This is a genomic window from Streptomyces sp. NPDC001002, assembly GCF_053599215.1.
Genome location: NZ_JBSFLV010000173.1, coordinates 1 through 17986, shown reverse-complemented (window position 1 = coordinate 17986; position 17986 = coordinate 1). Strand labels below are relative to the sequence as shown.

The 17986-nt window shown below is 71.2% G+C and carries 18 protein-coding genes; 7 read left to right on the top strand and 11 right to left on the bottom strand.

Going from position 1 to position 17986, the window contains the following annotated elements:
• Nucleotides 1–85: 85 nt before the first annotated feature.
• The 6 genes from ACWDR3_RS41720 to ACWDR3_RS41695 all read right to left on the bottom strand — a co-directional run bounded on the left by ACWDR3_RS41720 (nucleotide 86) and on the right by ACWDR3_RS41695 (nucleotide 6810).
• Entirely contained in the window at nucleotides 86–589 is a 504-nt protein-coding gene (locus ACWDR3_RS41720; RefSeq protein ID WP_450357823.1) for a peptidylprolyl isomerase, read from the bottom strand.
• A 49-nt stretch (nucleotides 590–638) separates the two neighbouring features.
• Nucleotides 639–1268, bottom strand: coding sequence for an HD domain-containing protein (locus ACWDR3_RS41715; protein WP_450357822.1), 630 nt, complete (start codon nucleotides 1266–1268; stop codon nucleotides 639–641).
• Between the two features lie 45 nt (nucleotides 1269–1313).
• Nucleotides 1314–1982 carry a Type 1 glutamine amidotransferase-like domain-containing protein gene (locus ACWDR3_RS41710; RefSeq protein WP_450357821.1) on the bottom strand — a complete coding sequence of 223 codons (669 nt, stop codon included), beginning with the start codon at nucleotides 1980–1982 and terminating at the stop codon, nucleotides 1314–1316.
• A gap of 50 nt (nucleotides 1983–2032) precedes the next feature.
• The gene (locus ACWDR3_RS41705) at nucleotides 2033–4429 is read right to left on the bottom strand and encodes an ATP-binding cassette domain-containing protein (protein WP_450357820.1); all 2397 of its coding nucleotides are present in this window, start codon (nucleotides 4427–4429) and stop codon (nucleotides 2033–2035) included.
• Nucleotides 4430–4720: 291 nt separating this feature from the next.
• Nucleotides 4721–5719, bottom strand: coding sequence for a type I glyceraldehyde-3-phosphate dehydrogenase (gene gap, locus ACWDR3_RS41700; RefSeq protein WP_450357819.1), 999 nt, complete (start codon nucleotides 5717–5719; stop codon nucleotides 4721–4723).
• Nucleotides 5720–5853: 134 nt separating this feature from the next.
• Complete coding sequence (locus ACWDR3_RS41695) at nucleotides 5854–6810, bottom strand: GlxA family transcriptional regulator (RefSeq protein ID WP_450357818.1); 957 nt, start codon at nucleotides 6808–6810, stop codon at nucleotides 5854–5856.
• 127 nt (nucleotides 6811–6937) lie between these two features.
• Here ACWDR3_RS41695 and ACWDR3_RS41690 point away from each other — a divergent pair, with 127 nt between their 5' ends.
• From ACWDR3_RS41690 to ACWDR3_RS41680, 3 genes are all read left to right on the top strand, one after another.
• Nucleotides 6938–7054: a putative leader peptide gene (locus tag ACWDR3_RS41690; RefSeq protein ID WP_450357817.1), complete on the top strand. Its 117-nt coding sequence runs from the start codon at nucleotides 6938–6940 to the stop codon at nucleotides 7052–7054.
• A gap of 77 nt (nucleotides 7055–7131) precedes the next feature.
• Entirely contained in the window at nucleotides 7132–8250 is a 1119-nt protein-coding gene (locus tag ACWDR3_RS41685; protein WP_450357816.1) for an LLM class flavin-dependent oxidoreductase, read from the top strand.
• A complete protein-coding gene (locus ACWDR3_RS41680; RefSeq protein WP_450357815.1) occupies nucleotides 8247–9647 on the top strand; it encodes an NtaA/DmoA family FMN-dependent monooxygenase in 1401 nt (466 codons plus the stop codon). Before ACWDR3_RS41685 ends, ACWDR3_RS41680 begins: the two co-directional genes overlap by 4 nt.
• A 10-nt stretch (nucleotides 9648–9657) precedes the next feature.
• Here ACWDR3_RS41680 and ACWDR3_RS41675 read toward each other — a convergent pair whose 3' ends face one another.
• From ACWDR3_RS41675 to ACWDR3_RS41660, 4 genes are all read right to left on the bottom strand, one after another.
• On the bottom strand, nucleotides 9658–10713 hold the full coding sequence (locus ACWDR3_RS41675; RefSeq protein WP_450357814.1) for an NAD(+)/NADH kinase: 1056 nt from the start codon (nucleotides 10711–10713) through the stop codon (nucleotides 9658–9660).
• A 316-nt stretch (nucleotides 10714–11029) separates the two neighbouring features.
• Entirely contained in the window at nucleotides 11030–11323 is a 294-nt protein-coding gene (locus ACWDR3_RS41670) for a DUF3040 domain-containing protein (RefSeq protein ID WP_450357813.1), read from the bottom strand.
• 78 nt (nucleotides 11324–11401) lie between these two features.
• Nucleotides 11402–12676: a cation:proton antiporter gene (locus ACWDR3_RS41665; RefSeq protein ID WP_450357812.1), complete on the bottom strand. Its 1275-nt coding sequence runs from the start codon at nucleotides 12674–12676 to the stop codon at nucleotides 11402–11404.
• A gap of 172 nt (nucleotides 12677–12848) precedes the next feature.
• Nucleotides 12849–13655: an SAM-dependent methyltransferase gene (locus ACWDR3_RS41660; protein ID WP_450357811.1), complete on the bottom strand. Its 807-nt coding sequence runs from the start codon at nucleotides 13653–13655 to the stop codon at nucleotides 12849–12851.
• A gap of 162 nt (nucleotides 13656–13817) precedes the next feature.
• On the opposite strand from ACWDR3_RS41660, the gene ACWDR3_RS41655 reads away from it, so the two are divergent.
• On the top strand, nucleotides 13818–15128 hold the full coding sequence (locus ACWDR3_RS41655) for a PP2C family protein-serine/threonine phosphatase (RefSeq protein ID WP_450357810.1): 1311 nt from the start codon (nucleotides 13818–13820) through the stop codon (nucleotides 15126–15128).
• 34 nt (nucleotides 15129–15162) lie between these two features.
• Here ACWDR3_RS41655 and ACWDR3_RS41650 read toward each other — a convergent pair whose 3' ends face one another.
• On the bottom strand, nucleotides 15163–15582 hold the full coding sequence (locus ACWDR3_RS41650) for an ATP-binding protein (RefSeq protein ID WP_450357809.1): 420 nt from the start codon (nucleotides 15580–15582) through the stop codon (nucleotides 15163–15165).
• Nucleotides 15583–15932: 350 nt separating this feature from the next.
• Here ACWDR3_RS41650 and ACWDR3_RS41645 point away from each other — a divergent pair, with 350 nt between their 5' ends.
• From ACWDR3_RS41645 to ACWDR3_RS41635, 3 genes are read left to right on the top strand one after another with little or no spacing between them, the layout of a single operon-like run.
• Nucleotides 15933–16805, top strand: coding sequence for a helix-turn-helix domain-containing protein (locus tag ACWDR3_RS41645; protein WP_450357808.1), 873 nt, complete (start codon nucleotides 15933–15935; stop codon nucleotides 16803–16805).
• The gene (locus ACWDR3_RS41640; protein ID WP_280875097.1) at nucleotides 16802–17095 is read left to right on the top strand and encodes a DUF397 domain-containing protein; all 294 of its coding nucleotides are present in this window, start codon (nucleotides 16802–16804) and stop codon (nucleotides 17093–17095) included. The genes ACWDR3_RS41645 and ACWDR3_RS41640 overlap by 4 nt, the downstream gene beginning before the upstream one ends.
• Nucleotides 17092–17919, top strand: coding sequence for an SAM-dependent methyltransferase (locus tag ACWDR3_RS41635; RefSeq protein ID WP_450357807.1), 828 nt, complete (start codon nucleotides 17092–17094; stop codon nucleotides 17917–17919). The genes ACWDR3_RS41640 and ACWDR3_RS41635 overlap by 4 nt, the downstream gene beginning before the upstream one ends.
• The last annotated feature ends 67 nt before the right edge of the window (nucleotides 17920–17986 follow it).

Genomic DNA, 17986 nt, shown 5'->3' with positions numbered 1-17986 from the left:
CCGTAGCGTTCGGCGAACTCGCCCAGGGCGACGCCGTAGTCGCTGCTCTCGTGCCAGCCGGTGAGGGTGGCCTGGGTCTGCGGTGTTACGCGTCGACGGTGCCGGACGCGGCGACCACGATCTTGGACGCCGTCGAGCCCGAGCGGGAGCCCAGGGACTCGATCTTCTTCACCAGGTCGGAGCCCTCGACGACCTCGCCGAAGACGACGTGCTTGCCGTCGAGCCAGGGCGTGACGACAGTGGTGACGAAGAACTGCGAGCCGTTGGTGCCGGGGCCCGCGTTCGCCATCGACAGCAGGAACGGGCGGTCGTGGCGGAGCTTGAAGTTCTCGTCGGCGAACTCGCCGCCCCAGATGCTCTTGCCGCCGGTGCCGTTGCCGTTGGTGAAGTCGCCGCCCTGCAGCATGAAGTCGGGGATGACCCGGTGGAAGGGCGAGCCCGCGTAGCCGTAACCGTGCTGGCCGGTGGCGAGCTCGCGGAAGTTCTGGGCGGTCTTCGGGACTACGTCGTCGAAGAGCCGGAACACGATGCGGCCCGCGGCCTCGCCGTTGATGGTGATGTCGAAGTAGACGTTACTCATGCGGCCCATCCTTTCATCCCCCGGTCACACCGGCAGCGCCGCCCACGCCCACCAGCCGCTACTCCCCCGCACGCGGCCCCGCGACCGGCTCCTCCAGCGGGTTGGCCAGGGTCCGCTCCGCCCAGTCCCCGGCGACCAGCTCCGCCACCGCGCACCCCTGCTTCCGCCCGGCCTGGTCCTGGAAGAGACGGACGAAGGACGCCGCGAATCCCAGGCGGGGGTACGCCGTGACGAGCGCCGCGCGGAATTCCGGCTCGAACGCCTCCAGTCCCGTCCCCGAGACATCGGCGCTCGTCCCCACCTGCAGCAGACGGCTCTCCAGGTCCTGCTCGGGATCCACGTCGTCCCGCATGTGCAGCACGATCAGCTCGGCCGCCCGGTCCCGCCGCTCGACCGGCCAGCCCAGCCCCGCCGTGAAGACCCGCGCCAGGTGACCGCCCGCGTCCTCGAAGGGGAGCGTGTGGCTGTCGAAGGGCGCGGTGAGCGCCAAGTCGTGCAGCGCCGCCGAGACGAACAGCAACTCGCGGTCGAAATCGAGGCCGCGCTCCTGTGCCCAGGCGGCTCCAAAGAAGTACGAGCGGAGGGAGTGGTGGTACAGCGCCTCGTCCGCGTACTCGGCGCACACCCCCAGCGCCGCCTCCGCCGCCCGCCCCGACGGGGCCCGTACACCCGCGACCTCGATCACCATCGCTCGCCTCTCATGAATGTCCACGCCCCGCCCTGCCGTCCCGGCTCACGGATGAAACCGCCACCGGCCCTCGGACACGACGTCCACCTCACCGTCCCTGACCCGAAGCGCCGTGTCGTCGTCGATGAAGTAGATCGGGAAGTCGGCCCGTTCGACGATCCGGTCGGCCCAGGCGTCGTCCCGCTCCGGGAAGTCCGGCGAGTCGAGGTGGGGCTTCAGGTACCAGTCGAAGCGGCCGAAGGGCGGCTCCACGGTCTTCGTGCCGAGCGCGTGCAGGTCGGCGGTGTCCCCGATGACGTCGGCGGAGTGCTCGGTGAGGTTGCTGCTGAAGATCATCGATCCGGCGCTCAACCCGACGTAGACCCGGCTCTCCAGCGCCTCCAGGAAGCCGTCGGTCAGGCCGTTGAGGGTGATGCTGCGGGCGAGGTGGTAGTGGTTGCCGCCGCCTGCGTAGATGACGTCGGCGTACAGCAGCCGGTCGAGGACCATCCGCTGCGGCAGGCCGTTCAGCTCCAGGATGTCGAACTCCCGCCAGCCCAGGGCCTGTACGCGCGTCATGTCCGCGAGCAGCCACCCGTGGTCGCCGGACTCGGCGACGGACGCCGTCGGGAGGTAGACGACGTTCGCCGATCCGAACGGCTTGCCCAGCAGGTCCCGCAGCGACTCCCGCAGGGTCTCGTTGCGCAGCCCGCCCGATGTCAGCAGAAGGTTCATCGGGCGAGCCAATCACGCGCGGATCAGGTGATCAAGGCAAGGCCTGCGGGTCAGGCTCCGACGTACGCCGCCAGGTGTTCCGCGGTGAGCGTCGAGCGAGCCGCGACCAGGTCGGCGGGGGTCCCCTCGAAGACGATCCGGCCGCCGTCGTGGCCCGCGCCGGGGCCGAGGTCGATGATCCAGTCGGCGTGCGCCATGACCGCCTGGTGGTGCTCGACGACGATGACCGACTTGCCGGAGTCGACCAACCGGTCGAGCAGGCCCAGGAGTTGCTCGACGTCGGCCAGGTGGAGGCCGGTGGTCGGTTCGTCGAGGATGTAGATCCCGCCCTTGTCGGCCATGTGCGTGGCCAGCTTCAGCCGCTGGCGCTCGCCGCCGGAGAGGGTGGTGAGCGGCTGGCCGAGGGTGAGGTAGCCGAGGCCGACGTCGGCGAGCCGACCGAGGATGGTGTGCGCGGCCGGGGTGCGTGCCTCGCCGGTACCGAAGAACTCCTCGGCCTCGGTCACCGACATCGCCAGGACCTCGCTGATGTCCCGGCCGCCGAAGCGGTATTCGAGTACGGAGGCGTCGAACCGCTTGCCGCCGCAGTCCTCGCAGGTGGAGGCGACGCCGGCCATCATCGCCAGGTCGGTGTAGATGACCCCGGCGCCGTTGCAGGTGGGGCAGGCGCCCTCGGAGTTGGCGCTGAACAGCGCCGGCTTCACACCGTTGGCCTTGGCGAACGCCTTGCGGATCGGTTCGAGAAGTCCGGTGTACGTCGCCGGGTTGCTGCGTCGGGAGCCGCGGATCGGGGTCTGGTCGACCGACACCACGTTCTCGCCGGCCGGGATCGAGCCGTGCACGAGCGAGCTCTTGCCGGAGCCTGCGACGCCGGTGAGGACGGTCAGCACGCCGAGCGGGATGTCGACGTCGACGTCCTGGAGGTTGTGGGTGGTCGCGCCGCGGATCTCCAGTGCGCCGGTGGGCTTGCGCGTCTCCTCCTTGAGGGAGGAGCGGTCGTCGAAGTGGCGGCCGGTGATGGTGCCGCCGGTCCGCAGGCCCTCGACGGTGCCCTCGAAGCAGACGGTGCCGCCCGCCGCGCCGGCGCCGGGGCCGAGGTCGACGACGTGGTCGGCGATCGCGATGGTCTCCGGCTTGTGCTCCACGACGAGGACCGTGTTGCCCTTGTCCCGCAGGCGCAGCAGCAGGTCGTTCATGCGTTGGATGTCGTGCGGGTGCAGGCCGATGGTGGGCTCGTCGAAGACGTACGTGATGTCGGTGAGCGCGGAGCCCAGGTGGCGGATCATCTTGACGCGCTGTGCCTCGCCGCCCGAGAGGGTGCCGGAGGGCCGGTCGAGCGCGAGGTAGCCGAGGCCGATCTCGACGAAGGAGTCGAGGGTCTGCTGAAGCGCGGTGAGCAGCGGTGCGACGGAGGGCTCCTCTAGTCCGCGGACCCATTCGGCGAGGTCGCGGATCTCCATCGCGCAGGCGTCGGCGATGCTGATCCCCGCGTACTTCGAGTTCCGCGCGCCCTCACTGAGCCGGGTGCCGTCGCACTCGGGACAGGTGGTGAAGGTGACCGCCCGCTCCACGAACGCCCGGATGTGCGGCTGCATCGCCTCCTTGTCCTTGGACAGGAACGACTTCTGGATCTTGGGGATCAGGCCCTCGTAGGTGAGGTTGACGCCGTTGACCTTGACCTTGACCGGCTCGCCGTAGAGGAAGGCCTGCAGTTCCTTCTTGGTGAACTGGCGGATCGGCTTGTCCGGGTCGACGAAGCCGGACTGGGCGTAGACCTGCACGGTCCACTGGCTGTCCGACTTCCAGCCGGGGATGGTGAACGCGCCCTCCGCGAGGGACTTGGAGTCGTCGTAGAGCTGGGTGAGGTCGATGTCGGAGACGGAGCCGCGGCCCTCGCAGCGGGTGCACATGCCGCCGGTGCGGTTGAAGGTGGCCTTCACCGTCTTGGTCTTCTCGGCGCCGCGTTCAACGGTGATGCCGCCGCTGGCCCGGACCGAGGCGGTGTTGAAGGAGTACGCGCTGGGCGGGCCGATGTGCGGGTCGCCGAGCCGGCTGAAGAGGATGCGCAGCATCGCGTTGGCGTCGGTGGCGGTACCGACCGTGGAGCGCGGGTCGGAGCCCATGCGCTGCTGGTCGACGATGATCGCGGTGGTGAGGCCTTCGAGGACGTCGACCTCCGGCCGCGCCAGGGTCGGCATGAAGCCCTGTACGAAGGCGCTGTAGGTCTCGTTGATCAGCCGCTGCGACTCGGCGGCGATCGTGTCGAACACCAGGGAGCTCTTGCCCGAGCCGGAGATGCCGGTGAACACCGTCAGACGGCGCTTCGGGATCTCGATGCTGACGTCCTTGAGGTTGTTCTCGCGGGCGCCGAGCACACGGATCAGTTCGTGGCTGTCGGCGGTGTGCGGCTGAGCCGACCGGGTGTCCGTCCTCGTGACCTTGTCCATCGTCTCTCTCTCCGTCGCGCGGACTGCGGGCTCGCGTCTGTGACGTCCCTGTGCGGGCGGTCGCGGCCACGCTAACCACTGATCGCCCGCTGTCCACCCGTTTTACGAGGCGGGTGGACTGGGGCCGACCGCTGGGAACCACGCTAGCCGCGCCCCCGTGACCGGCGCTTCTCCGATCCTGACCGCTCCGGCGAGCGGGTCGGAAGGGCCCCAACGGCCGACGGACGGCCACTGGGGCCGTCCGTCGGAGTGTGCGCGGCCTTCGTCGCCGCGCGCGAAATACGTCAACTGTCAGCCGGCGGCGAGCAGTTCCAAGGTGTCGATCACGCGGTTGGAGAAGCCCCACTCGTTGTCGTACCAGGCGACCACCTTGATGTGGCGGCCCTCGACGCGGGTGAGAGCGGAGTCGAAGATCGACGAGGCCGGGTTGCCGGTGATGTCGGACGACACGAGCGCGTCCTCCGAGTACTCCAGGACCCCGGCGAGCGGACCCTCGGCGGCGGCGCGGTACGCGGCCAGCACGTCCTCGCGCGTCACGTCACGGGAAACGGTCGTGTTGAGCTCGACGATCGAGCCCACCGGGACCGGCACGCGGATCGAGTCGCCCGACAACTTGCCGTCCAGGTTCGGCAGCACGTGGCCGATCGCCTTGGCGGCCCCCGTCGTGGTCGGCACGATGTTCACGGCGGCGGCACGGGCGCGCCGGGCGTCGCGGTGCGGGCCGTCCTGCAGGTTCTGCTCCTGCGTGTAGGCGTGCACGGTCGTCATGAAGCCGTGCTCGATGCCGGCCAGCTCGTCCAGCACCGCGGCCAGCGGGGCGAGGGCGTTGGTCGTGCAGGAGGCGTTCGAGACGATCGTGTGCAGGGCGGGGTCGTAGGCATCGTTGTTCACACCGAACGCGAGGGTGACGTCGGCGCCGTCGGACGGCGCGCTGACGAGCACCTTGCGCGCGCCCGCGTCGAGGTGCGCGCGGGCCGCCTTCGCGGAGGTGAAGCGGCCGGTCGACTCCAGTACGACGTCCACGCCGAGGTCGGCCCAGGGCAGCTGCGCCGGCTCGCGCTCCGCAAGGACCTTGATACGGCGGCCGTCGACCACGAGGGTGTCCCCGTCGACGGTCACCGGGCGCCCGAGGCGGCCGGACGTGGAGTCGAAGGCGAGCAGCTTGGCGAGGGCCGCGGGCTCCGTGAGGTCGTTGACGGCGACGATCTCGAGCTCGCTGTCGCGTTCGAGCAGTGCGCGCAGCACATTGCGTCCGATGCGGCCGAATCCATTGATGGCGATACGTGTCATGAGGAGTGTCCCTTCAGCTCAATTCACCCCCAGGTTCGCGCGCGCGGTGGGCTGCCGACAGCGGCGCGATCGCCATGGTTCGCAAGGATCCCGCCACGCCCGGGATCCCCCCACGCCCAGGAACCCGCCGAGCGCTATTCGCCCCGTGCGAAAGTCCGCCGGTACTCGCTCGGCGTGGTCCCGAGGATGCGCTGGAAGTGCAGCCGCAGATTCGCGCCGGTGCCGAGGCCGACGTCCGCGGCGATCTGCTCCACGCTCCGCTGCGAACGCTCCAGGAGTTCGCGCGCCCGGTCGATGCGGGCCCGCATGACCCACTGCATCGGCGTGTAGCCGGTGTCCTCGGCGAACCGCCGGGAGAACGTGCGCTCCGACACGCCCGCGTGCCCGGCCAGCGTCTCCAGGGTGAGGGGGTCGTCGAGCCGGTGCAGGGCCCACTCCCGAGTGGCGGCGAACCGCTCGCCCAGCGGCTCGGGCACGCTGCGCGGCACGTACTGCGCCTGGCCGCCGCTGCGGTAGGGGGCCGCGACCAGGCGCCGGGCCGCGTGGTTGGAGGCGGCCACGCCGAGGTCGCCGCGCAGGATGTGCAGGCACAGGTCGATGCCGGAGGCGGCGCCGGCCGAGGTCAGGACGCTGCCCTCGTCGACGAACAGGACGTTCTCGTCGACACGGATCTCCGGGTGCTTCGCTTTGAGCGCCCGCGTGTAGTGCCAGTGGGTCGTGGCGCGCTTGCCGTCGAGCAGTCCGGTGGCGGCGAGCGCGAAAGCGCCCGTCGAGATGGCGGCGAGCCGCGCGCCCCGGTCGTGGGCGGCGATCAGCGCCTCGACGACGGCCGGGGGCGGGTCCTCACGGTCCGGGAAGCGGTAGCCGGGGATGAAGACGATGCCGGCCCACTCCAGCGCTTCCAGACCATGGGCGACGTGGTACGACAGTCCGTCGCCGCCGGTCACAAGGCCGGGCGCGGCCCCGCACAGCCGTACCTCGTACGGCATGCTCCCCCGGGTCGAGAACACCTGCGCGGGAATCCCGACGTCCAGGGGCTTCGCGCCCTCCAGTACAAGCACGGCGACACGGCGCAGGTGAGAGACGGACACGGCGACCAGGTTACGCAGGGCGGATCCACCGAGCCCGGCGAGTGGGAGGCGTGCGGGACGCCCTTGACACTCGCACGGGCGGACGACGTACGTTGAACTCGCAAGTTCCTGACGGGTGGAGGGTCCGATGCACGTACCTGGCGCGACAGCGCGCAGTGCCCGCATCGACACGTGGCTGACCACCCGGCGGCATGTCGACTACTGCCGTACCGCCTCCGCGGTCTGTCCTTCCGTACACGTCTGACCCCGCCGGCCCGCCCCGCCGGCCGTCTCCTCGTGGCCCTGTCGCCGCGTGTTCCCGTGTTCTCGGAAGGATCACCCATGTCCGGCCCCGCCCTGCATCTCGCCGTCGAGCTCGACGGCGACGGCGCCCATCCCGCGGCCTGGCGCCGCGCCGCCCACGCCCCCGACCGGTTGCTCACCCCGCGGCGCACGGCCGAGGTGGCCGCCGTCGCCGAGAACGCGGGGTTCACGCTGATCACCCTGGACGACGGTGTGCTGCCGCCCGGGACAGCGGCGGATCCGGTGGGCCGGATCGGCGCGGTGGAGCGCGCGGCCTTCCTCGCCGCTTCCACGAGCACGATCGGAATCGCTCCCGTCGTACCGCTCACGTACGCCGAACCCTTCCATGTCTCAAGCCAGTTGGCGTCGCTCGACCACATCTCGGCCGGTCGGGCCGGGTGGGTGGTGTCGGAGGAGGAGCGTGCCGAGGCGGCCCGCTCCTGGGGGCGCCCGGTGATCGCGGACGCCGACGCGCGAGCGCGGGAGTCCCGCGACGGGGTGGAGGTGGCCCGCGCCCTGTGGGACTCGTGGGAGGACGACGCGGTCATCAGGTCGGTGGCCACCAGCCGTTACCTCGACCGCGACCGGCTCCACTACATCGACTTCACGGGCGACACGTACGCGGTGAAGGGCCCCGCGATCGTGCCGCGTCCGCCCCAGGGACAGCTCGTCGTCCTGGGCAGTCCCGACCGGGTGCCCGCCGAGCTGCTCGACGTCGCTCTCGTCTCGGGCCGTGACCTCGCGGCGGTCAGGACGGCCGCCACCGGCGCCTGCACTCCGCGGGTCTTCGCCGAGGTGGAGGTCGCGCTTGATATTCCGGACGCGACCGGCGCCGAGCGGGTCGCCGACCTGGAGCGGTACGCGCCCTGGACCGACCGAGGACGGCTGCGGCACATCGGATCGGCGGAGCAACTGGTCGCGCTGCTGGTCGAGTTGAGCGGCCACGTCGACGGCGTACGCCTGCACCCGCTGGTCCTTGACGAGGATCTGGGCGTCCTCTCCCGTCTCGCCCTGCCCGCCCTCTCCGCTCGGCGGCTCACCGCCCGCCCGCTGCCCGGTACTTCTCTGCGCTCGACCCTGGGTCTGGAGCGCCCCGCCAACCGCTTCGCCGCCACAGCCGCAGCCGCAGCCGCGGTCGCTCAGGAGGACGCCCGATGACCCGCACCGATCCCCTCGACGTCCCCCGGCCCGACGCCCAGCTCCACTTCGGGGTCTTCTTCCAGGGCGTCAACCACTGGACCGTGTGGTCCGCGCCCGAGAGCGGCTCCCAGATCGACCCCGCCTCCTTCCGCAAGGTGGCGCAGACCGCCGAACGGGGCCTGTTCGACGCGTTCTTCCTCGGCGAGGGACTGCGGCTGCGCGAGGTCGACGGCAAGATCCACGACCTCGACGTGGCCGGCCGACCGGACGCCATCACCCAGCTCGCCGCGCTGGCCGCGGTCACCCGCCGGATCGGTCTGGTCTCCACCTCCAACTCCACCTTCAACGAACCCGCCGACCTCGCCCGCCGCCTGTCCGGGCTCGACCTGCTCTCCGAGGGCCGGGCCGGCTGGAACGTGGTGACCACCGACAACGCCTGGACCGGCGCCAACTTCCGCCGCGGCGGCTATCTCGACCACGCCGACCGCTACCGGCGCGCCGCCGAGTTCCTCACCGTCGCCCGCGCGCTGTGGGACAGCTGGGAGGACGGAGCGGTCGCCGGCTCCACGGACGCCCCGGCCTGGTCGGCGCCCGGTGCCGTACGCCAAGTGCGCCATCAGGGACCGCAGTTCGACGTCGAACTCGCGCCGACCCTGCCGCGCAGCGCCCAGGGCCACCCCGTCATCTTCCAGGCCGGTGACTCCGGCGAGGGGCGCGACTTCGCCGCCCGCAACGCCGACGTCATCTTCTCCGCGCACGGCAACGACTTCGACGACGCGCTCGCCTTCGCCGAAGACCTGCGGCGCCGGTTGCGGGCGGTCGGACGGCCCGACGACGACCTGCGGATCCTGCCCGGCACCGAGATCATCATCGGCGCCACCGAGGAGGAGGCGCTGGAGAAGAAGCGCTGGCTGCGCCTCCAACAGGTCACCCCCGCAACGGCGTTGGGGGTCGCCGGTCTGCTGTGGGGCATCGACCTGGCCGGCCGCGACGCCGACGGGCCGCTGCCGAAGGAGGACCCGGTCGTCGCCGAGAACGACGGCTCCTTCGGCGCCCGCCGCGTCGCGGACCCGCGTGCCGTGGTCGCCGAATGGCGTGCGAAGGCCGAGGCAAACGGCTGGTCGCTGCGGGAGACGGTCATCGCGCTCGGCCCGCAGCGCGGCCACGTCGGCACCCCGTCCGGCCTCGCCGACAAGTTCGCCCACTTCGTACGGCACGGCGCGGTCGACGGCTTCAACGTCACGCCGTACCTGATCCCGGACGGCCTCGACGACATCGTCGACCTGCTCGTCCCCGAGCTCCAGGAGCGTGGTGTCTACCGCACGGAGTACACGGGTACGACGCTCCGCTCGCACCTGGGCCTGCGCGAGCCGCTCACGCACCGGTCCGCCGCCGAACGGCGGGAGGCGGGCTGAGCGCGCCGGATCAGGTGGTCTGGGGCGGCGGCAGGTAGAGGTGGCTGAGGTCGTCCGGCACGGGGTTGGCGGGGCGGAACAGCGGATCCGACTCGCCGTCGGCGGCGGTCGCGGGAGCGTCGGTCAGGCGCATCCGCTCCCGCAGCCGCCCGTAGAAGTCGGCGGGCGCCAGCCGGACCAGGCGCAGCGGTCGCGGCGCCGCGATCACGCCGATCCAGTCGCCCGGTTCGAGGACCCCGCGTGGCTGTCCGTCGACGCTGACGGCGGCCCGGCCCGAGTGCGGCAGGACGCGCAGCGCGATCGGCTCGTCCGCGTTGGCGATCACCGTGCGGTCGAAGGTCATGTGCGGGGCGACCGGCGTGAACACCACGGCCCGCATCCGGGGTGAGAGCACCGGACCGCCCGCGGCGAAGCTGTAGGCGGTGGAGCCGGTCGGGGTCGCGACGATCGCGCCGTCCGCCGAGTACGACGCCAGCAGCCGCCCGGAGATGTACACCCCGAGGCTCACCTGACGGTCCCGGGCCAGCTTCTCCACCACGATGTCGTTCAGCGCGGTGACGTCCAGGGCGACGCCCCAGCCGTCCTCCGCCGGATCGGCCTGCGGCGGGGGCGGAAGCGCGGGTCCGCGCCCGTAGCAGAGGATCTCCTCCATGTCGGAGGGCATCTCCAGCGGCTTGGACGCCCGCATGGTGAGTGTCATGCGTTCCTCGCACGTGGATCTGCCCGCGTGCACGGCCTCCAGCGCCTCTTCGACGTCGCCGACGGCGGTCTCGGTGAGGAAGCCGACCTTGCCGAGGTCGACGCCCAGGACCTGGATGTCCTTCTTGGCCGCGATCCGCGCCCCGCGCAGGAAGGTGCCGTCCCCGCCGAGGGTCACGATGAGGTCGGGCATCCCGGCGGCCCGCACCTCCTCACGGCCGCTGCGCCGACTCCCCTGTCCCTGCCACACATCGATGTCGGCACAGCCGATGCCGTGCCCGGCGCACCACTCCCGCACGGTCTGCGCCCCGGTCACCGCCTCGGGACGGCCTCCGTGCACGACGAGTCCCACGCGGCCGATCGGCATGTCGTCTCCCGAGCTGTCGACGGATCAAGGGGCCGTACGCCAGCCATGGTCACAGTTCGGGCCGGGGTCCGCCACGGGATCGCTCCGCTGGGGTCGACCGGACTACCGTGCCGGCGTACGCCGTCGCGACCAAGACGCCTGCCCCCGCCCGCCAGTCGCCGGGACGGCCGCCGAGGACGGCCGGGCGAGGGGAGACGGGTGCGCGGAGTGCCGTGAGGAAAGGGTCCGGTCAGACCCATACGGCCAGGCGGTGGGTTGCCCTTTGCGCGCCGACACCGGCACCACCGCACGGCCCGGCCCACGCCGGCCCCATGCGTCACCGTCCCGTCGGCCGGCTCCCGCGGCGCTTCAGCGGTGCCTCCTTCGGGTCCAGCAGTTGGGCGGCGATGCCCATGAGGACCAGGCCCGTGGCGATGAGGAGGCCGTCGGAGATCACGATCCCGACGATCAGCACGACCGCGCCGAGGGCGAGGCCGTACCAGAGGCCGGTGCGCCGGTACTCCCGCGGCCGTGCCGGGCGCCCGGTACGCAGGGCGTGGGTGAAGCGGGGATCGTCCTGTTCGAGTCGCGCTTCAAGATCGGCCAGTCGTTCGGCGTCGTTCCGATGCACGGCTGCTCCTTCCCAGAACCTGCGCGGCCCTGGACAGGGCCTTCCCTCAGCATTTCCGCCCGCCGACCTCACTCACCATCAGGCTCGACTCCTGACTCCCCGGATGGCCGGGTCCTCGTCCTCGGCGTCCTCCGGTTTCGCAGGCGCCCCGCCCGTCCCGGCGCTCTCACCCCCACGCGGCAACGCGTCACGCGCCGCCCGCAGCGCACGCGCGAACAGCTCCGCCCGGCCCGCCAGCACAGGACCGAGAACCGCCAGGACGAGGACGTATCCGGCGATGAACGGGGCGAGCCGCCCGTCCAGGCCCGCGCTCGTCGCCATCGCCGCCAGGATCAGCGCGAACTCCCCGCGCGCCACCAGGGTGGTGGCGATGTCCGCGGCGGTGTCGAGGCCGTAGCCGTACAGGCGGGCGACGAGCAGGCCCGCCACGATGTTCACGGCGACGGTCAGAGCGGCCGCGGCGGCGACGGGACCGGCGACGGAGACCAGGTCGCCCGGGTCGATGGCCAGTCCGAAGGCGAAGAAGAAGATGGCCGCGAAGGCGTCCCGGAGGGGGTGCACCAGTTCGCGGATCCGGGGTGCGGAGGGCGTGCCCGCCAGGATCAGGCCGACCATGAACGCGCCGATGGCGTCGGCGACACCGAGGACCTCGGAGACCCCGGCGACCAGGACCGCCGCGCCGAGGAAGCTGATGACGAGCAGTTCGTTGTCACGGGTCGCGATGAGGCGGCCGACGAGACGGGTGCCGTAGCGTGCGGCGGCGGCCAGCACCAGCAGGAACCCGAAGGCCTTCCCGCTCTGCAGGACCATCTCGCCGACGCCCTCCGCACCGCCGATCACCGGCTGGAGCGCGGCGAGATACAGCGCGAGGAAGATGTCCTCCACCACGATCACACCGAGGATCAGCCGGGTCTCGGGGCGGCCGATGCGCCCGAGGTCGATGAGGATCTTGGTGACGATCGCGGAGGAGGAGATCCCCAGGACACCGGCGAGTACGAGCGCCTCGCGCACACCCCAGCCGAGCGCGAACCCGAAGCCGAGGCCCGCGCCGACGTTCAGCAAGAGATAGATGCCACCGGCGGACAGCAGCCGCCGACCTCCACTGCGCAGGTCGTCGAGGTGGAACTCCAGGCCCAGGTAGAACAGCAGGAGCACAAGCCCGAGCGCGGAGAGCATCTCGAAGTCGTGCGCGTCCTCCACCAGGACCAGGCCCGGGGTGTGCGGGCCGAGCAGTATCCCGGCGAGCATGAACAGGGGAATCGTCGGCAGCCCGATCCGGCCGCCGAGCCGAGCGAGCAACGCGGCCGCCAGGAAGGCGCCGCCCATGGCGAGCAGGGTGTCAGCGTGTCCCACGGGTCACCTCCAGCAGGAGGGCGCGGGTAGGGGTTGGCCGGATGTCTCGGGCACTGGGTGTCTTCGACTCACGGTGATGGATGAGGAGTTCCCCTTCGTCGGAGGTACAAGGTCTCTCCGACGATCACACGCACAGGGGGCCGGTCACCATCCGTGACGGCCCCCAAATTCGCTAGACCCGCTTGCGGCCGACGCCCGCGTACACCCAGTACTCCGAGGGGTTCTCCGGGATCTCGTCCTCGGGGTCCGGGCGCCACAACGGTACGTGGACCAGGCCCGGTTCGACGAGGTCGAAGCCGTCGAAGAGGTGCTGGATCTCGTCGCGGGAGCGGGCGGTCACCGGCGAGGTGGCCTTGGCCTTGTACAACTGTCCGACGGCGGCGGCCGTGTCGGGGCGGTCCTCGTTGGTGGCGTGGGTGAGCGCCAGCCAGCCCTGGTCGGGCAGCGCGTCCCGGAAGGCGGCGACGAGGCCGGCCGGGTTCTCCTCCGGCGAGATGAAGTGCAGGATCGTGATCATCAGTACGGCGACGGGCTGGTCAAGGTCGATCAACTTCCGTACCTGCGGGGCGGCCAGGATGTCGGCGGGCCTGCGGATGTCGGCGTCGAGGATGTCCGCGCCCGGGTTGTCGGCCAGCAGGGCGGCGCTGTGTGCGACGGCCACCGGGTCGTTGTCGACGTACACCACGCGGCTGTCCGGGTCGGCGGCCTGGGCCACCTCGTGGACGTTGCCCTGGGTGGGGATGCCGGAGCCGAGGTCGATGAACTGCCGTACCCCGGAGGCGATGAGGAAGCGGACGGCGCGGCCGAGGAAGGCGCGGTTGGCCCGGGCGAGGGTGCGGACCTGGGGGTCGATGGCGGTGAACGCCGCGAGCGCCTCGCGGTCTATGGCGAAGTTGTGCTCGCCGCCCAGCATGGCGTCGTACATGCGGGCGACGCTCGCCTTGTTGGGCGTTGTGTTCTCCGGGAGACCCTGCTGCACCACAACTCCCATGCGTCTCGGGGGGCTTGACGTCCCATCATATAGTTCTCCCCGTTGCGGCGAGGCGCCTGCGCCTGGCACGCGGCCGATCCCGGCCCCACCCGGAAAGGCAAGACCCTGCGCAACGAAGCCCGCCACCTACCGGACGGTGCGCTCTCCCCCATGTCACAGCGCCGTCGTCTGTTCTTCTCCCCCGCGGCCGATGTCATCGGCTCCGAGCTGGATCTGCACATGACGGGAAGTCATGTGGTGCACGCGCTGACGCCTGCCTTCTGTGACGCGGCGTCGGTGTACCTGCTGGAGCGGTGGCTCCTGGAGGAGAACGCCTACGCGGGCTCGGATCCGCCGCAGGTCGAGGCGCGCCGGCTCGCGCTGCGGGTGGGGGCGCAGGCGGCCGAGGACTGGGAGCCGCTGCTGCCCGTCGACCAGGTGCTCGTCTTTCCGCGCGAGACGCCGTACGCCCGCGCGCTGGCCGACAAGCGGTCCCAACTCCTCGACGCGGTCGACCCGCACACCAGCGAGCGGCTGAGCGCGACCGGACCCGACGACGAGGGCATTCGCAGTCTCCTGGAGAGCGAATCGTTCCTGGTCGTGCCGCTGCATCTGCGGGATGTGGCGGTCGGATTCATCGCCTGCACGCGCGGTCCGGACAAGCCGCCGTTCGAGCGCGGGGACGCCGTCGCCGTGGAGCGGCTGGCCGCGCGGGCCTGTGTCGCGCTGGACAACGCGCGGCGCTACGAGCGGGAGCGGCGCACCGCGCTGGCGATCCGCAACAGCCTGCTGCCCACGACGGACCACGACTTCCCGGGCTGCCGCATCGCGCACGGCTATCTCCCGGCGGGCGACGGCAACATCATCGGCGGCGACTGGTTCGACGCGCTGCCCCGGCCCGGCGGCCGGGTGGGTCTGATCGTCGGGGACGCGATGGGGCACGGTCCCGAATCGGCCGTCGCCATGATCCAGTTGAGCACGGCCGTCCGTACCCTCGCGGGGCTCGACCTCTGCCCCGCGGACCTGATGAACCGTCTCGACGCGCTCGCCGCCGCCATCCCCGGCGCCTCCTTCGCCACCTGCATGTACGCCGAGTGGGACCCCCGGCAGCGCACCTGCACGCTGGTGGGCGCCGGTCACCCTCCCCCACTGCTCCGGCCGGCGGACGGACCGGCCGCCCCGGTCGTGCTCGCCAACGCGGGCCTGCCCCTGGGCCTCGGCGCCGGGCGCTACGAGACCACCGTGCTGACCGTGTCGGAGCCGACCCTGCTCGTCCTCTACAGCGACGGGCTCGTCGAGTCCCGCCAGTGCGACATCGAGGAGGGCATCGCCCGTCTCGCCCACGCCCTCGATTCCGCGGTCACCCGAACGCCCGGTGACGACGATCTGCGGTCGCTGTGCGAGGAGTTGCTGGACGATGCCGCCGCCGCGCCGGGCGCGGACGACCGGACGGTGCTGCTCGCCGAGCTGACACCCTCGTAGCACCGCATCCGCCGCCTCCCCGCCCTCGGAACCGTCAGACGGTCGCGCCGCGCAGCGTCGCCCAGACCGCGTTGCCCTTCGTGCGGGTCGAGCGCTCGGCCCCCCAGGCGTCGGCGACCTCCTGCACGATCAGCAGTCCGCGGCCGGTCTCGCAGTCGAGGGTCGGCCGGCCACGCGCCGGGGTGAGCGCGGCGCCGTCGTAGTCGTGGACCTCTACCCGCAGCCGCTCCTCGCCGATGAGCGCGACGCCGCACAGGACCCGCGAACTGAGCGTGTGGACGACGGCGTTGGTGACCAGCTCGGACACCAACAGGACGGCGTCGGCGCACAGTTCGGCCGGCACCCGCCATGAGCGCAGACAAGCGCTCACACCATGGCGGGCGGCTCTGACGCTCTCCCGTCTGGCGGGCAGTTCCAGCCAGTGGGACCGGTCGGGGCCGGGGGTGTCTAACAAGGAGGAGAGGGAAGTCGTGTGGGGGGACACGGTGTTCGCCTTCCGTGGGAGGACGGGCGCAGCGGGGTGAGCGAGGAGACGTACGGCTGGGAACGGCCGCCCCCGGTCGGGGTGTTCGAGGTACGGCCGGACGGTCCGAACGCCTTACCACGCCAACTCCACGGAGTGGGCGGCATGTTGACTGACGCGTGGGCGCGCTCGGGTTGATCGCTCACTCAACCAATCATGCTCGTAGTTGACTTCATGCTGCAACCGACTCCCTGATAATTTCACCGGGAGGTTATCCGTATGGTGGCATCATCAAGTCGTTGTCGGACCGCTGCTGGTGACTGTCCTTCAGGAGGTAGGGCGTGAACGAGGCTCGCTCGGGCAGTGGCGCCAGTGCGCCCACCGTTCTCCGCATGATCCTCGGCAGACGGCTGCAGGAGCGGCGGCAGAGCGCGGGCGCCTCGCTGGAGGACGCGGCGACGGCACTGCGGGTGAAGACGCTGACGATCCGCCGGCTGGAGAAGGCGGAGGTCGCCCTCAAGCCGCTGTACGTGGAAAAGCTGCTGGAGACCTACGGGGCCGACCGGCAGGAGATCGATGAGTTCGTCGCCCTCGCCGAGCAGGCCAACGAGCCGGGCTGGTGGCACGCCTACCGTGACGTCCTGCCCACCTGGTTCTCCGCCTACGTGAGTCTGGAGAGCGGCGCCAAGACCCTGCGCACCTACGAGCCGCACTACGTCACGGGCCTGCTGCAGACCTGGGGGTACGCCCGTGGCGTGCTGCGCGGCGGCTTCCCGAACGAGAGCGAAGAGGACCTGCGCAGACGGGTCGACCTGCGGTTACGGCGCCAGAGTCTGCTGACCAGAGCGGACGCGCCCACGCTGTGGGTCGTGATGGAAGAGGCCGTGCTGCACCGCGTGGTGAGCGGCCCCGAGGTGATGCGGGAGCAGATCGACAAGCTCCTGGAGGTCTCGGAGCTGGAGCACGTGAGCCTCGACATCGTTCCGTTCACCGCGGGCGCCCATGTCGGCGCGTGCGCCCCCTTCACCTATTTCCGGTTCGAGGAGCCCGAGCTGCCGGACGTCGTCTACAGCGAGATCCTGTCCGCCTCCATGTACCTGGACCAGCGTTCCGACGTCTCCGCCCATCTGGAGGCGCACAACCGGATGTCGCTGCTCACCTCGTCGGCGGACAGCAGGGCGCTCCTGACCCGTATGCGCAAGGAGTACTCATGACCACCACCGGCAGCGTCTACAACGGGATGCCCGCCTCGGATCTGGGCGAGCAGGGCTGGGAATGCCCGTGGAGCGGCCCCAACGGGGGCCAGTGCGTGGAGACCAAGCGCCTGGCCGACGGCCGGGTCGCGTTGCGGCAGTCGACGGATCCCGCGGGACCCGCTCTGATCTACACGCCGCAGGAGATCAGCGCGTTCGTCGAAGGGGTCAAGAAGGGCCTCGCCGATCACCTGACGGTCGGTCGCGCCGGCCGGCACGTCAGCGCACACCAGTTGAAAGGGACAGCATGACCACCCCCCACGCAGCGCGGGACATCGACACCAGCAGGCCGCACTCGGCCCGGATGTACGACTACTACCTGGGCGGCAAGGACCACTTCGAGGTCGACAAGACGGCGGCCGAGTCGGTCGCCGGGGTCTACCCCGGCATCTTCGTCTGCGCCCGCGAGAACCGTGCCTTCATGCACCGGGCCACCCGGGTCCTGGCGCGGGAGCACGGCATCCGCCAGTGGCTGGACATCGGCACCGGCATCCCCACCGAGCCCAACCTGCACCAGGTCGCGCAGTCCGTCGTGCCCGACGCCCGGGTGGTCTACGCCGACAACGACCCGTTGGTGCTCAAGTACGCCGAGCGTCTGATGCGCAGCACGCCCCAGGGCCGCACGACGTACATCGAGGCGGACGTCAACGACCCGGGCGCCCTCCTCGACTCGCCGGCGCTGTCCGAGGTCCTGGACCTCGACCAGCCGATCGCGCTCTCCCTCAACGCGCTGATGCACTTCGTCACCGACGCGCAGGACCCGTACGGGATCGTGAGCCGGCTGCTGGACTTCCTGCCCTCCGGCAGCGCCCTCGCCCTCAGCCACTGCACGCCCGACTTCGACCCGGACACGTGGCACAAGGTCACCGACATCTACACCAATGCCGGTACGCCCGTGCAGTTCCGCTCGCAGAGCGCCGTGGCCCGCTTCTTCGACGGCCTCGACCTCCTGGAGCCCGGCATCTCGGTCGGCCACCGCTGGCGCCCGGACGCGGCGACGGCCACGGAGGACGGCGCGGAGCCGTTGACCGACGCGGTGGTCAGCCTGTGGACCGGCGTGGGCATCAAGCCCTGACCGGCCCCTGGCTCAAAGCGCTCAAGGCACTTGCGCGGAATCGTGGGGGGGGGGGCGCCCGCCCCCC